The sequence below is a fragment of the Paenibacillus sp. 01T47 genome (assembly GCF_056398245.1).
The window spans coordinates 911867-926851 of sequence record NZ_JBFTPA010000001.1; the positions used below are offsets into that span (position 1 = coordinate 911867).

The following is a 14985-nucleotide window of genomic DNA, read 5'->3' on the forward strand; positions in this document are numbered from 1 at the left end:
GAAAAATGGCTAAATTCAAAAAAGCAGGGCTTCTACTTGCAGCTTTGGGACTCGTTTTCGTTACAGCTTGCAGCGGTAATACCGGCAAGAACGTAAACAAAGAAGAGTCAGGTTCAACGAATACTAGTACTAGTACAGCTGATAGCGCATTCGCCGCTGGCAAATACGATCCACCGATTGAAATCAGCACCGTATTGATGCCGATTAAGAACTATGGCGGTAAAGGCGATACGAAGGAAAACAACGTCCACGATCGTTGGATGCTTGAAACACTTGGTATTAAACATAAGGATACTTGGTATCCAGCAAGTGATGATCAATACAGACAAAAGCTTCAACTTGCTATTTCTTCAGGCGAGAAGCTTCCGGATTTTGTAAAGGTACCAACAAACGCTGTATTGACTAACCAACTTATCGATTCTGGTCAATTTATTGCAATTGATGAGCTGTTTGACAAGTACGCAACAAAAGTTTGGAAGGACCATGCTGAGAAAAACCCTGAGCTTTGGTATCCCTTCACAAGAGATGGCAAGAAATACAATGTGCCATTGATGGAGTACACGAACAATGACAACACGCTGCTTTGGCTTCGTGAAGATTGGATGGAGAAGCTGAAACTAGAGGCTCCAAAAACAATTGCAGATCTTGAAGTCATTATGGACAAATTCAAAAACGAAAACCCTGACGGCCTAGCGCCAAAAGATGTTTATCCACTAGCGATTTCTTTGAAAGGCGCTACGAACACTTGGATGGGCGGACTTGACTGGTTATTCGGTGCTTACGGTTCTGTTCAAGAGCAATGGAACAAAGATAAAGACGGAAATCTTGAATACGGTTCCGTAAATCCAGGAGCAAAAGCAGCACTTGCGAAGCTTCAAGAATGGATGAACAAAGGTTATATCCATGCAGACTCCGCTTTGTGGGATGAAGGCAAGTCAGCAGAAAGCTGGACAAAAGGCGCAGCAGGCATCTTGCCAGGCGCAAACTGGGTACCAGATTGGCCGGCTCCAGATTTGTTGAAAAACGTACCAGGCTCCAAATATAAAGCATACCCGGTACCTGCAGGTCCGGACGGTTACATGGGTACAAAATGGCAGAACTCTGGCGTAAACGCTAGTATTATGATCAACAAGGATGCGAAGCATCCGGAAGCTATTTTCTTGTACTACAACTACTTGCTTGAAAACCTAGCTAATCCTACTGTTGGAAGCAAATATGAGCATGGCTTTGCTCAAGGTTATGACTGGGATATCGTAGACGGTCAACCAACGAGCAACAAGGATAAAATCCCTGGATTTACGAACGAATTCCCGTTCATTACTGGTCCGGCTCGTATTCCTGATCTATTTATGACAACTTTGGTTAAGCTTGCTGACGGAGCTGCTCCGGAAACACCTTACGAGAAACAAACGGCTGAATTCCGCAAACCTGAAAACTGGTATGCAGCAAAAGTCGTTATGGATCAAAAGGATATTCGCAAACAAAACTACTTTACAGGTGCAGCAACAGAAACAATGGTTTCGAAATGGAATTTGCTGCGTCAATCCGAGATGGAAACGTTCAACAAAATCATCTACGGCAAATTGCCGGTTGATGCTTTCGATGAGTTTGTATCCAGCTGGAAAGCAAATGGCGGAGACCAAATCACGAAAGAAGTTAATGAGTGGTTCCAATCCGTTTCTAAGAAATAAAGATCTTGGCCCGCAGAGTCTTCTGCGGGCTTTTTTTTGTGTGATGGGTTATGCGGTGCGAATGGGGGAGGAGGTGGGTGGAATGAACAAGATAAAAAGGGGGGAGAGAGCGGGTGGTGCTTGCGAGGTGGAATGTTGTTTATGGAGCGGTGTTGGCGGTGAGTAGATAGTTAGTAAGTCAGTAATTCAGTAAGTGAATGATTAAATGAATGAATGTCGGACGCTCATGTGCGGAACTTTGATAGCGGGTAGTCTGTAGTGGACTAGTGGGTGTGAAACGGTAATGGTGGTATGTTTGTAACGGACGCTCATGTGTGGAATTGTGCTCGCGGGTTGTGTGTAGTGGACAATTGGTTGTAGAACAGTAATGGTGGTGTGCTTATAGCGGACGCTTATGTGCGGAACTATGCTCGCGGGTTGTGTGTAGTGGACAATTGGTTGTGGAACAGTAATTGTGTATGCTTATAGCGGACGCTCATGTGCGGAATTGTGCTTGCGGGTTGTATGTAGTGGACTATTAAGAGTGGAACGGCAATGGTGGTGTGTTTGTAGCGGACGCTCATGTGTGGAATTGTGCTAGCGGGTTGTGTGTAGTTAGTGGACAATTAGTTGTGGAACAATAATGGTGGTGTGTTTGGGCCGGGAGCAGCGCGGATGTTGTGTGTGTGGCAAATGATTCGTTGTAGAATGCTGCTAAGTGGATGGATGAAGCAGACCTGCTTGAGCGTAACGGACACCAGAGCGCTTATTTGTGTAGAATCGGCTGTTTTTGTAGAGCTAACGGACATATGTTCCGCTATTTGGGCTAAAGTGCTTGAATTTATTGTCTTTTTACTAGAATAACGGATCCTATGTCCGTTAAAATCCAGATTAGACGTAATTATTGGAAATAACGGAACCTATGTCCGTTAGGTGCAAGCCTAAGAATGCCCAGCGACGTTTTAAGGTTGTGCTTGTTGGAAATAACGGATGCCATGTCCGTTATTTCGAGTATGCAGCAGTATGCAGCATTCTTAAAAAAATAGCAGTTCCAGCACCGCAATTGACATCGTGATAATGTACTAATAAAGGTGCTGGGTTTGTTTGTATGCTGTAACGTAGTGGCTAAATGGACTTCGAAATCATCTGAATATATGCGGCATACATACGTCCGAGCGCTCGCAATAACATCGGTTGCACAAATACGAGTATTAAGCCGATCCCGCCAGCTATCCAAGAGCGCTGTGCAGAAGTAATGTCTGCGTAAAAAGGAAAGAAGGTCCAAGTGGACTGAAATAGATCAAAATTGAAGAAGTCTGCACTCACCTTATAGGCAAATGGGGAAAGCATGACTGCATAGGCGGTAACCGGCAGGACAATCCCTAATGTAAACCCGGTAATACCAATCGGAAGCTGCAATAGGCTGTACAGAATACCTTGGTAGGTTTGACCCTTTCCAAGAAGACGAAACAATGACCGCGAGCCTTCCCAGCTAAGAGATAGTTGATCGTCGACCCGATGAAGCGATTGGGAATTGCCTCGATACCAAGCTAGAGTAGATTGTTGTTCCTTGACCATCATCCAGCGACACGCGGCAAGTGTCGCCCACAACATGGGCAACCCAACCCATAAGATGATCAGCGGCAAACTTACTGATAAACCTGTAACAGCTATTACAAATGCTATGATTCCTTTCGGAAGCGACATTAGAAGCATGGCCCAAGCTTTTACGGCACTTTGTTTTTGCATGTTTAAACCCCTCTCATACCAACACTTCCTTCAGTATAGAGGGATCATTCTACTTAAGCATTGATCCAAAGACTGGATAGCGTGCTCGACTTTGGTCTAGTATTCTTATCGTTTTTTTGGAAAATAAACTCAGACCAACCGCTCTGTATCCTGCGTTCTCTCAACCAACACGCGCATTAAGCCTTTTAAAACATGAATTTTTTGGAAGCAAAAAGCAAATACCTGCTCTCTAGTCAGCTCTAGCAAAATGGTGCGGCTAATGGCTGTACAATCGGCGGAACGCGGCTGTCCGTCGATGATGGCCATCTCACCAAAACATTGTCCGACCTCGAGTGTTGCAAGCTGCTCAGATCCCTTATGCACTTGCACTTTCCCCTCAATAATTCCGTACATGGTGTCACCATCCTCACCAATGCCACAAATTCTCTCACCGGGCTCATACACGGATTCTTCCACCATTCGAGCCAGCTTTATAAAGTCTTCTTGTGAGCAATGGGCAAAAAGGCTAATCTTCTGCAGCACTAGAATACGCCTAATAATCGTCTCGTTTCGGTCTTCAGCTTCAATTGACGCAAGAGCATGATCCTCGACAGCGGCTTCTTCTATTGCAGCATCCAGAACGACTCTTGAAACCTTCTCATTGGTGTTACGCAATCGAAGCGACAACTGCTTCATCAGCTCCATAGCAATTTCGGTTCGATCAAAAATCATTTCGTAAAATGCACTCGAAGTCAGCTCGTATAGGACGACATCCTCTTCCGCTATAACGGTTGCAGAGCGAACTCTTTGCGTGATGACGCTTATCTCGCCAAAATAATCGTAAGCGCTGAGCTCATTAATTTTGTGGCCATGGATATAAATGCCTGTACGGCCTTGTTCAATAAGATAGAGAGAGTCACCAGCATCTCCTTCGCGAACGATTTTGACTCCTTTATTTACCCATACCTTTTGCAGGCGCATCGCGATGTTGAAGAAATCACGGCCTGTTAAACCAGCAAACAACGCTACGCGTTTGAGCAAATGAATTTGTTTCATAAGTGAATCCTGCTCAAGCTTATCGTCTGATTGTGTTAAATAATCAATATTTAGATTAATCCAAGGATCGCTTTGATCATAAAACCACTGTATTGCTTCTTTAACATGCAATTCTGAGGGAGCTTCTTCTCCAGGAGTGGGAGACGATGAAATGATTTTTGTCATGTCAGTCCGCAATTTTCCTTTAAGCAGCTGGTCAATTACTTCAATGGCATTAGCCTGCTGCCTAGCATTGCCATCCTGCCAATTGGCATACACAGCGTGAATGGACCTTGAGTCATAAAGAAAGGCCAGCAGCTGAAAAATCCTTTTTACATGACGAACCCGCATCTGTTCAATCGCCTCAGCTAGATCACTCATACGATTTGTATTACCCATAAGTGCAAGTTGCTCCACCCATTTAAAATAATAGGAAATCTCCTGATCGATCAAATGCTCAGCATGTTTTTTGTCAACTTGATTGGTTCCAGCATGAATCCGAGTTGCAGACTCAAGCGTTTTCTCCCTAAGCTCGCTGGAAAAGAGCAAATAATGCCTCAATAAGGCATCTAGTGCAGCTTGTGTTCCGATTTCCTCTAATACGCGTGGCAAATGAAGGTTAAGCTCTTTCGCAGTCATGCGGCTTTCAAGTATAGGAATGATGATAGCCTCATCATAGCTTGTTAATGCAGCAGTAGCTTGAAGCCTGACCTTGCTATCATCAAGAAGCGGAATAATGAACTGAACCAGCTCGGGTACTCGCAATGTGGAAGCAGACTCCAATGCCCGTATACGAACGAGATGGGAGGAGTCCTCGAACATCGGGATCAACGGTTTGTAAAAGCTGGCAATGCCAATTTGTCCGAACAAGCCTGCCATGGCAATACGCTCTTCTTCCTGACCATTTTTGAGCAGCTCCTTTAATACGCCGACGGCTTGGAACATGCCTTCTATGCCGTAATATTTAATTAATCCGACGATGGCTGCTGCTCGTATATGAACATCCTCATCATGCAGATAGGCAGTAATGCGATCTAATTGCTCCTCCAGCGCATAGGCAGATAAGGCAAGGATGGCATAGGCGCGAATGGTAACTGATGATGAAGAAAGATGGGCTTCAAGCTTCCTTTCACCAAGGGCAGGCGTGCTTAACTGAAGGTATTTTAACGCTTCGATCTGCAGCTCCTGAACGGGATGCTGTAGCAGAGGCGTGATCTGCTCATTCATATCAAACTCTTGAATGCCGCTAAGAATCGCAAAAGCATATAAAGCCTGCTGCTTGTCGTGCCTATGCAGCGCTGCCGCTAAAATTTGAATACTTGCTGGATCTACGAAATCCGGCTCATCTTGCAGGTCCATGCTTTTCGATTGAAGAGTTGATAAAAGCATGCTTAAATAGTTTTTCTTAATTTTTATCGCCGCAACTATACAGCAGCCAATTAACGCAAGAATAAAATAACTGAATTGCTCAATCGCGAACCATTGCGAAAGCATAATGAGACTGATTGCCGCGATCCCTTTGGCACCATTTCGTACGATGCCATCGAGGAAACCTTTGGCTCTGCCGCGCCATTCAGGAGCAACGGGAAACATGATGAGCTGACTTACGGAGGAGTATATCGTATCGCCAAGCACCTTATCGCTTGCTTTAACTGCAGTTGCAATGGCAAGTACAGGCATGATGAGGAGAGCGAAGCTACCTGTAAACAAGACGATCGGAAAAACAAGAATGGCAGTCATGACACCATAGCGGGTTATCATTTTGCCGGAAATGAATAATTGGACAACTAGCGCGAGCAATCCCGCAAATCCATAAAAGCTGCCCATAAAGCTGGCGAGCTCTTCATTTTGCAAGGTGCCGCGAAGAATAACTTTGAATTGATAATCAATAAGCGTAAGCGAGATTGTAAGTGTTCCGGCCATGATCGCCACATATTTAAGATGAGGCACGCTTTGGAATAAGCCTTGTTTCTCTTCAACGGCTCGCGTTTGTGCTTTGGATAACTTTTTATCAGTAGATTTAATCGCGAAAAACTCGGCAGGATTTGGCACTCCTCGCAGAAGCTTAAGGACAAATAGCAGGCAAAGCAGCTGCGCAGCGGCATAGATGAAGATTAAATTTTCGGTTCCTAACGGCTGTACCAGCAGCTTTAGACCAAAGCCGCTCAAAATACCGCCAACGAGTCCGCCGCTTCCTACAAAACCAATCATGCGTTTCGCTTTGCGCTGATCCATAATGGAGGTCGCAAACTGCCAGAAGCAGACGATCATCAGAAAGTTTAGTACATCGTATCCGACGTAGATGACGGGAAAAATCCAGCTAAAGCCAATCCCGACAGCAAGTCGCGAAAGAAGTGCGAGCATAGAAGCAATGATTATAACTCTAACAACGAGTTGATCGGTGCGGAAGCGTCCGCATAGCTTTTGGTATATAAATCCGGTTAAGAGAAGGGTGGCTGCTTGGGGCAAATACATATACGATAAGACGGATGCGTCGTATCTGCTGAGAAATAAAGTATCTGCAGCTGTTCGACTGATAGTAGAAGCAGCGACGATGAAAAACAGATAACCGAATAAATAAAATATTTTGCTATATTCCGTTCGATCGGATTGAAATTGACGTGAGAGCAGAGTGAATGGATTAACGATACTTTTCTTAGACATGATACTTGTTCCTCTCCGTTTCTCTTCCTGTCCGCAATAGCTTAAGAAGAATAGTATATATGAAGAAAATACATATTGGAACAAAATTTGCTAGAATGCTGCGCGATACGTATGGTCTGCTTGATATGTAGAAATGTTATGCCATTGATGCATCATATACGGCGAAAAGTAAAATAAACGCAAATTGGAGCCAATAGTAGATTCTTTGCTGAAAATAATGTCATGATTTACGCTGTCAGACATTGCAAATGATAATCGTTATCATTTATAATGATAATGAATGTTTATATGTAATGCTTTCACAGGGAGAAGGGAGTGATCCGACACGATGAAAATGAGTGATCACCTAATGTTATGGAATCATGCTTCGATCAAAGTGATGGATATACGGCATACGGTCATGGAACCAGGCGAGGAGCTGCGATCGTATCGCTTGCCAACCAGCGCTTTTTTTTATGCGATTCGCGGCAGTGCGCAGATGTGGTCGGATGGAACGATGCACATGGTGAATCGATTTCATGTTTTGCATGGCGGCAAAGGAATGTGCCTGGATATTACCGCTCATGATGCTTTTGAATATTATATGATTTTTTATAAAGCTATTCTCGCTTTGCCTTCTCGCCAACCTTTAATGAAGCTAATGGAGACGGAGAACCCATTCCAACTGCAATATAGCTTTGTACCTCATTATCCGATCCCCTTATATCATAGTGTTGAGCTAATGAGCAAGGAATGGCGTGAGCCAGAACTGTTGGAGAAATTACATATAAAAATGCTATTCTATCAATTTGCCTATGAGCTTTTAAGTCAAATGAGCAGTCAAAACGTGAAGACCCAAAAGGTGGACCTCGTGTCACAAGTGGTTCGTTATATTCATGAGCACTCTTCAGACCGAGTAACATTGGACGAGCTTGCAGAGCTGCTGGATTGCAGCGTCAGTTACTTATCAAGAAAATTCAAGCATGCGACAGGTAAAAGTCCAATTGAGTATTTGATTGCTGTTCGAATCGACAAAGCGAAGGAACTTTTGCAAAATACAGATGCAACGCTGCAAGAAATAGCCGAGAGCGTAGGTTTCTCAGATGACAGTTATTTCAATCGCATGTTCAAAAAACATGTAGGCATGTCGCTTGGTCAATTTAAAGCAAAGGTTCAAAATAATCCTGTGGATCGTTCAAGATATACAATTGTCCCACGCAGAATCAGGCGTTATAGTGGTAATGGTTATGAAAATCATTATCAATACAAGAAAGTGGGAATATTCAAAATGTATAGAGGATCAAGAACACCAATGGCTGCATCATTATTGCTTTGCTTTGTTTTATTTCTCAGCGCCTGCTCTGCGGGTACGTCAAATACGAGTTCAACAAATGGAGGGTCGTCTGCACCAACCACTAATGTGTCTGAAGCAGCTGCAACCGACTCCACACCAGCAAATGTTACCCGCGTAGTAAAACATGCGATGGGGGAAGCAACGATAACTGGCGCGCCTGAGCGTGTTGTCATACTTACAAACGAAGGAACGGAAGCGCTTCTTGCCGTGGGCATTAAACCGATCGGCGCGGTGCAATCTTGGATTGGCGACCCTTGGTACGACCATATCAAAGATGAGATGCAGGACGTTACCGTTGTAGGCGATGAACTTCAGCCGAATATTGAAATGATCGCGAGCCTGAAGCCAGATCTAATAATCGGGAACAAGGTGAGACAGGAAAAAATATATGATCAGCTAAGCCAAATTGCGCCAACCGTATTCGCAGAGGACTTGGTTGGAGATTGGAAAATCAACTTTAAGCTATATATGGAAGCCGTGGATAAGACGGAAGAGGGCGAAAAGGCGATGGCTGATTTCGACAAGCGTGTTGCTGAAGTGAAAGCGAAGCTAGGCACCAAAGCCGATACCAAAATTTCGGTTGCACGCTTCTCCGCTTCCCAGGTGCGAATCTATCAGAAGCAAACCTTCTCGGGCGTCCTCTTAAATGATTTAGGATTTGCACGGCCTGAGTCGCAGGATAAGGATTCATTTATTGAAGTGATGTCCAAAGAAACGATTCCAAGCATGGATGGGGATGTATTATTCTACTTCGTCACGGAGGCAGCAGGGAAGACAGATGCATCCAAGGTGGTAGAGGAATGGATGAACGATCCGTTATTCAAAAAACTAAATGTCGTGCAAAACAACAAGGTAATAAAAGTAGATGAAGCGATTTGGAATTCTGCTGGAGGCTACAAGGCTGCAAATTTATTGCTCGATGAGATTGTTGCCTATTTTGATGTAAAGTAGCTTAGCATTGTTAGTCAGCAAGCTGACGTCGTGACTATCAGACGTCAGCTTGTTTTTGATGAAAGGGGTGAAGTTAACATGGCATTAAGGCTCCATAGCCGCAAAAAAAAGCTGGTGAGCCTGGGGGCAGGCGCCGTGTTGCTGCTCATCGGTATGCTCGTTAGTATTCTATATGGCATCCATCTATTCGAATTAAAAGATTTATGGCGTGCCTATACGCAATTTGATGGTTCGGACGCACATTTAATTATTAGAAATACGCGAGTTCCTCGAGCATTAATTGCGGCAGCAGTAGGGGCGAGTCTTGCTATTGCGGGTGCAATCATGCAAGTGTTAACCAAAAATCCGTTAGCTTCTCCATCTATATTCGGCATCAATTCAGGCGCTGTTCTATTTATTGTTGTCAGCTTGGCTATGCTGGGCTCGTCACTAACCATGAACGGAATGGTTTGGATTGCTTTAGCAGGCGCTGCCACTACTTCTTTGCTTGTTTTTACACTGGGAATGCAGGGTAGAAGCGGTTTTGAGCCAATTAAGCTTACGTTGGCCGGGGCTTCTGTAGCTGCATTTGCTTCCTCTCTTTCCTCAGGCATTATGTTGATAAATAAAGAATCTCTTGATTCGGCATTGTTTTGGATGGTCGGTTCTGTATCTGGGAGACAATTATCTCATCTAACTATCGTATTTCCTTATATGCTTCTAGGATGGGTCTTAGCGCTGCTATTGGCAGGCTCTTTAAACGTCATGGCTTTGGGTGATGATAGTGCCAAAGGCCTTGGCCAGCGAATGATGCTTATACGGGTTGTATCTGTCCTTGCTGTTGTACTTCTAGCAGGAAGCTCAGTTGCGGTGGCGGGGCCCATTGCGTTCATTGGATTAATTGTGCCTCATCTTTGCAGATATATATTTGGAAATGATTATCGCTGGCTATTGCCCTATTGTGGGCTGGTAGGAGCAATTCTCCTCGTATTCGCTGATATTGCTTCACGGTTTATCCTTATGCCCAAGGAGGTGCCTGTAGGTGTCGCTACTGCGCTTATTGGTGTTCCTTTCTTGATTTATGTGGCGAGAAGGAGTAAACATGCATAAAGGAATAGGGAAATCTATCTTAATACTCGCAATATTAAGCATCGCACTGATTGCTTTGTCTATTCTTTGTTTATCCATAGGCGGTGTAAGCATTCCTGTTAAGGAAATCTTCCTTTCACTGCTGGGTAAAAATAAAGAGGGCAGCGACTTAATTATTATGCAGTTCCGTATGCCGCGAATTGTGGCAGCTGTTTTAGTCGGCGCTGCCTTGGCGGTTGCTGGTGCTGTGCTTCAAGGCGTGATACGGAATCCGCTTGCATCACCAGATTTGCTGGGTGTGACCGGAGGGGCGTCAGTTGCGGTTGTAGCTTTTATGACGCTATTCACAGGATACAGTGTTCACTGGATTCCTTTTATAGCTGTCGCGGGGGCCTTCGTTATTGCTGCTCTAAACTATTCGCTAGCTTGGAAAAATGGGGTTTCACCGTTCAGGCTCGTGCTTATTGGTATTGGCATATCGACTGCTATGGGGGCACTTACGATATTTCTGCTTATTAGCGGACCAGCCTATTTGGCTGCGCAAGTGCTGAACTGGATGACCGGAAGCATCTACGGGACGAGTTGGAAGTATATTGAGGTGTTGTGGCCTTGGGTCGCCATCTTCATTCCATTATCCATTCTCTATGCAAAAGAGCTGAACGTACAATCCTTAGGTGAAGCAACAGCCATCGGACTAGGCAGCCGACTTCAATTAAGCCGCATGATCCTGCTGTTCTATAGCGTAGCGCTTGCAGGGGCAGCGGTCGGAATTGCTGGAACTATTTCCTTTTTAGGATTATTGGCGCCACATATGGCTAGAAAGCTTATCGGCCATTCTTATAAGCTAGTAATCCCAGTATCCGCTCTTCTGGGTGCGATGATATTGCTATTGGCTGATCTGGCGGGGAGAACGCTGTTCCAACCGCTTGATATACCAGCCGGCGTCTTTACCGCAGGTATAGGCGCTCCGTTCTTTATGTACCTTTTGTTTAAACGGAAAGCTTTTAAATGATGTTGTTCGCTCAAAAAAGAAGAACGGCGACCGATTATGGTCGCCGTTTTTTCTTGTATAATTATTTTAGGAAGCTTTATAGCCAAGCAGGCTAAGAAAGTTAATATGACAAGGAGGCAAGTTATGCCCATTTATAATAAATTAGTCCGCGATCGGATTCCAGAAATTATAAAGCAGCAAGGCAAAACGTTCACTACGAGAATACTTAAGAACAAAGAGTATCTGAAAGAGCTGCGTACGAAGCTGGTAGAAGAGACGAATGAATACCTTGAAGCAGATTCTAAAACGGAATCAATAGAGGAGCTAGCGGATATTATGGAGCTGCTTCATGCGCTTGCTGAATTCCACGACGTAACGATTGGGAAACTGGAGCAAATTCGTGCGGAGAAGGCTGAAAAGCGCGGAAGCTTTAAGGAACGGATATATCTTATGGAGGTGGAGGAGAGTTAGCTAAAAAGAAAATCCCCTGTATTCTGAACAATTCAGGGGATTATCCGTGCTAATAGCAGCAACGATTAAACATGCTTCTATCCTAATAGCCTTATTTTCTGCTGCTTAAATTCATCTTCCGTTATAAGATTATCTCGCAACAAGGAGGAAAGTTTTAATAATTCATCGGCAACTGAAATTTGATTAGCGTTAGTCGGCTTATCCGTTTCATCCACTTGCTTAATTAAAAAACTCAACATAGCATGCCAATGCGTAATTTCATTATCAACGGATTTGAACATTATATTGTCTTTAGTAATGCCCTTTGGGAAATTCTCAAACGTAATGCGATGGAATGGTGTTGACATATTATTAACAACGATAAGAAGTTGAACTTTCTTGATTAGATCAAGAGTGGTTCTTGAAGCGCTTAGGCCACCAATAATAGCTCCAGTATTTCCAGCCATAGATCTGCCAAGCGAAGCTCTGCCAATGATGTCCGTTCGTGAGGAAGAGGTTACTGTAAAACTATCATGAAGAATGGTTGACTGTAAAATATCTTTATAGAAGAAAATCTCGCATTTGTAATTGTATTCATTTTTGCTTAATAAAGGCTCAGTATTAGTCTCCTGATTATAAATGATACATATTTTTTTATTTGTTTCATCCAATGCAATATAGCTTTCTTTATCAACTGACATAAATTCTTGTGAAAGTTTAAAATCTTTTATGCCTGGCACCATATCTTTAATTTGTTTTTCAAGATTTATCGATAATTGATAATAATTTTTACTTTTCCGATTAGCGGCAGTAAGTGTGAATAATATAAAACCTGAAAATCCAATTAGCATGATGGTTTCATGACGCGCAAACATACCAATAATACCGACAAGCAAAAATACTGCCAAAAAAAATACAGATGGATTTCTATACATCGTTTCTCCCCTATCAAAAACGAACGCAAATGGTTGGATTTGATCATTCGTTTACTTATTAGGAATATCGTACCATGAAAATCTTCCATTTGTCATAACAATCTTCTCCCCATTTTCTCCTGCCAAACTCTCAAAGATGGTTTATACTAAAAACAACAGAAAAAATCGAATTCGAGGTGAAAGAGAATGGCTTATATGGTCCCAGAGGTTATCCGGACGAGTGCGACTGCTGGGGAGCGGTTATTGTTTCGTACGCTGAAGGATTATCTGCCGAGCGATTATGCGGTTTATTTTGAACCGGAAATTGGGGGAAATCGACCTGGCTTCGTAATCATAGGCCCAGATCTGGGATTGGTCGTTCTTGAAGTGAAGGACTATACGAGGTCTGCTCTATTCGAGGTTGATCGTGACGAGTGGCGTTTGCATGCATCTGGAGGTCAGATCGAAGCTGTGATGAACCCTTATCAAGAAGCAAGGGAGAGCTTGCGGCAGGTGGCGGGCGAGCTAAGAAATGATGACAACCTCATTGAACAGAAAGGCAAATTTCAAGGACAGCTCAAATTTCCGAACGGCTTCGGAACGGCTTTTACACGGCTGAAGCAGAAGGATTTTATAGAAAATGGTTTGTACGATGTCATTGCAGAGCAATTTGTGCTTTGCCGCGACGAGATCGACCCTGAGGATGCTGGATTTACAGCCGATTCCCTCATTGAGAAGATCCATGGCATGTTTGCGGCACGCAAGCGCAGCAGCTACATTTTATCGCAAGAGGAGATCAGGCAGATTCGTAATCACCTCATACCTGAGGCGCGGATCAGCGCGGAATTTCTGCAGCCTGCAAATCAGAAGCAACAGGAGCAGTTCGTGCTGTCGCATCACAATATTAAGGGTATGGATCTGCATCAGGAAAATATGGCAGAGCAGCTTGGTGATCGCCATCGGCTTATCCGCGGCGTGGCGGGGAGCGGAAAGACGCTTGTCCTCGCCAGCCGAGCCAAACATTTGGCCAATCATCATCCAGACTGGAAGATTCTTGTCCTCTGCAGCAGCATCGCCTTGTCCAGAAGTCTTCGGCAAATGATTGACCGGAAGATGGAGGAGCCGGAGGATTTGCTTGATTGGATTAGACTAGCGGAGCAAAAGGAAGGCAAGCCTCGCGACCAAAACGTCGAGGTCTATAATTTTCATGAGTGGCTGCGAGCAGTGCTGAACGTGAGAGATACGGATGTCGCTAAGCTTATTGGCAAGCTGGAGAAGAAGGAAGCTATTTTACCTACCTATGAAGCAATCCTTATTGATGAGGGTCAGGATTTTCAGCCAGAATGGCTTAAGCTTCTAAGTTATTTGCTTAATCCAGCGACACAAAATTTGCTGCTGGTTGAGGACCGGGCACAATCGTTCTTTAAACGGAAATCGAGCTTGCTGCAGGACACTGGGCTTGATTTTCGCGGACGTTCACGCATTCTCTCCGTTAATTATCGCAACACGGCTCAAATCGCGCAGTTTGCTTGGGATTTCTATCAACGGCATTCTCTGTTTCAGAACAAGGTTCAGTTCGGAGTATCGAAAGGGGTAGAGATCATACCTCCTCAGAGTACACGGAGAAGCGGGCCTGAGCCAATATTGGAGCGTCGCGGGAGCTTTCAGGAAGAGATGAAGACTGTCATTGAACAAATGCGATCCTTGCATGACCATCATAAGATTGCTTATTCAGAGATGGTCATCTTATACCGAGTGAAAGACAATTACTACTCCTCCTTCACGGATATGATCAAGAGGGCGCTTAAGAGGCAAGGCTTCCCCGTTTATTGGATCACAGAAAATGTCGATTTAAACCAGGAATCCGACATAGCCGGCGATGCGATTAATGTATCGGACATTGACAGTGTGAAGGGGCTCGATTTCCGAGCGGTCTTCATCGTAAATGCCGAGAACATGCCTTTCTCATTGGAAGAAGTGGAGGAGCGGGAAGTATCGCTGTTTTATATTGCGATGACACGCGCATTGGATTGGCTGCACATCTCCTACAGCGGAGATTCCAAGTTTACGCTTTATTTGGACGAAATGCAGGAGCAACGGTTGAAGCAGGAGCATGCCATAAAGAAGATGGGATGAAGCGAAAGGCTGATTCCAGTTGAAAAAAGGTTGTCCGAGAATGTA

10 protein-coding genes are annotated in these 14985 nt (G+C 44.2%); 7 read left to right on the forward strand and 3 right to left on the reverse strand.

All coding sequences use genetic code 11. From position 1 onward, the window contains the following. Positions 1 to 5 precede the first annotated feature (5 nt). On the forward strand, positions 6 to 1691 hold the full coding sequence (locus AC1DOV_RS03860) for a type 2 periplasmic-binding domain-containing protein (RefSeq protein ID WP_339207061.1): 1686 nt from the start codon (positions 6 to 8) through the stop codon (positions 1689 to 1691). 654 nt (positions 1692 to 2345) lie between these two features. After that, a complete protein-coding gene (locus AC1DOV_RS03865; protein WP_477510496.1) occupies positions 2346 to 2534 on the forward strand; it encodes a hypothetical protein in 189 nt (62 codons plus the stop codon). Positions 2535 to 2795: 261 nt separating this feature from the next. Here AC1DOV_RS03865 and AC1DOV_RS03870 read toward each other — a convergent pair whose 3' ends face one another. Then, entirely contained in the window at positions 2796 to 3419 is a 624-nt protein-coding gene (locus AC1DOV_RS03870) for a sensor domain-containing protein (RefSeq protein ID WP_477549203.1), read from the reverse strand. A gap of 129 nt (positions 3420 to 3548) precedes the next feature. After that, positions 3549 to 7097 carry an Npt1/Npt2 family nucleotide transporter gene (locus tag AC1DOV_RS03875; protein ID WP_477549204.1) on the reverse strand — a complete coding sequence of 1183 codons (3549 nt, stop codon included), beginning with the start codon at positions 7095 to 7097 and terminating at the stop codon, positions 3549 to 3551. A gap of 328 nt (positions 7098 to 7425) precedes the next feature. Here AC1DOV_RS03875 and AC1DOV_RS03880 point away from each other — a divergent pair, with 328 nt between their 5' ends. The 4 genes from AC1DOV_RS03880 (at position 7426) to AC1DOV_RS03895 (ending at position 11911) form a co-directional block, all read left to right on the forward strand. Further along, positions 7426 to 9381 (forward strand): ABC transporter substrate-binding protein, encoded by a 1956-nt coding sequence (locus tag AC1DOV_RS03880; RefSeq protein WP_477549205.1) that lies wholly within the window; start codon positions 7426 to 7428, stop codon positions 9379 to 9381. 78 nt (positions 9382 to 9459) lie between these two features. Then, a complete protein-coding gene (locus tag AC1DOV_RS03885; protein ID WP_477549206.1) occupies positions 9460 to 10470 on the forward strand; it encodes a FecCD family ABC transporter permease in 1011 nt (336 codons plus the stop codon). Then, a complete protein-coding gene (locus AC1DOV_RS03890; protein WP_477549207.1) occupies positions 10463 to 11461 on the forward strand; it encodes a FecCD family ABC transporter permease in 999 nt (332 codons plus the stop codon). Before AC1DOV_RS03885 ends, AC1DOV_RS03890 begins: the two co-directional genes overlap by 8 nt. Before the next feature lie 123 nt (positions 11462 to 11584). Beyond that, positions 11585 to 11911 carry a pyrophosphohydrolase domain-containing protein gene (locus tag AC1DOV_RS03895; RefSeq protein WP_477549208.1) on the forward strand — a complete coding sequence of 109 codons (327 nt, stop codon included), beginning with the start codon at positions 11585 to 11587 and terminating at the stop codon, positions 11909 to 11911. A 77-nt stretch (positions 11912 to 11988) separates the two neighbouring features. On the opposite strand, the gene AC1DOV_RS03900 is transcribed toward AC1DOV_RS03895, so the two are convergent. Beyond that, entirely contained in the window at positions 11989 to 12825 is an 837-nt protein-coding gene (locus tag AC1DOV_RS03900; RefSeq protein WP_477549209.1) for an SHOCT domain-containing protein, read from the reverse strand. Between the two features lie 186 nt (positions 12826 to 13011). Between AC1DOV_RS03900 and AC1DOV_RS03905 the strand changes: the two genes are divergently transcribed. After that, on the forward strand, positions 13012 to 14940 hold the full coding sequence (locus tag AC1DOV_RS03905; protein WP_477549210.1) for a 3'-5' exonuclease: 1929 nt from the start codon (positions 13012 to 13014) through the stop codon (positions 14938 to 14940). The last annotated feature ends 45 nt before the right edge of the window (positions 14941 to 14985 follow it).

Excerpts from the sequence above, each read along its gene's own strand:
- AC1DOV_RS03860 (WP_339207061.1), top strand. The coding sequence starts at position 6 with ATGGCTAAATTCAAAAAAGCAGGGCTTCTACTTGCAGCTTTGGGACTC.
- AC1DOV_RS03865 (WP_477510496.1), top strand. The coding sequence starts at position 2,346 with ATGTTGTGTGTGTGGCAAATGATTCGTTGTAGAATGCTGCTAAGTGGA.
- AC1DOV_RS03870 (WP_477549203.1), bottom strand. The coding sequence starts at position 3,419 with ATGCAAAAACAAAGTGCCGTAAAAGCTTGGGCCATGCTTCTAATGTCG.
- AC1DOV_RS03875 (WP_477549204.1), bottom strand. The coding sequence starts at position 7,097 with ATGTCTAAGAAAAGTATCGTTAATCCATTCACTCTGCTCTCACGTCAA.
- AC1DOV_RS03880 (WP_477549205.1), top strand. The coding sequence starts at position 7,426 with ATGAAAATGAGTGATCACCTAATGTTATGGAATCATGCTTCGATCAAA.
- AC1DOV_RS03885 (WP_477549206.1), top strand. The coding sequence starts at position 9,460 with ATGGCATTAAGGCTCCATAGCCGCAAAAAAAAGCTGGTGAGCCTGGGG.
- AC1DOV_RS03890 (WP_477549207.1), top strand. The coding sequence starts at position 10,463 with ATGCATAAAGGAATAGGGAAATCTATCTTAATACTCGCAATATTAAGC.
- AC1DOV_RS03895 (WP_477549208.1), top strand. The coding sequence starts at position 11,585 with ATGCCCATTTATAATAAATTAGTCCGCGATCGGATTCCAGAAATTATA.
- AC1DOV_RS03900 (WP_477549209.1), bottom strand. The coding sequence starts at position 12,825 with ATGTATAGAAATCCATCTGTATTTTTTTTGGCAGTATTTTTGCTTGTC.
- AC1DOV_RS03905 (WP_477549210.1), top strand. The coding sequence starts at position 13,012 with ATGGCTTATATGGTCCCAGAGGTTATCCGGACGAGTGCGACTGCTGGG.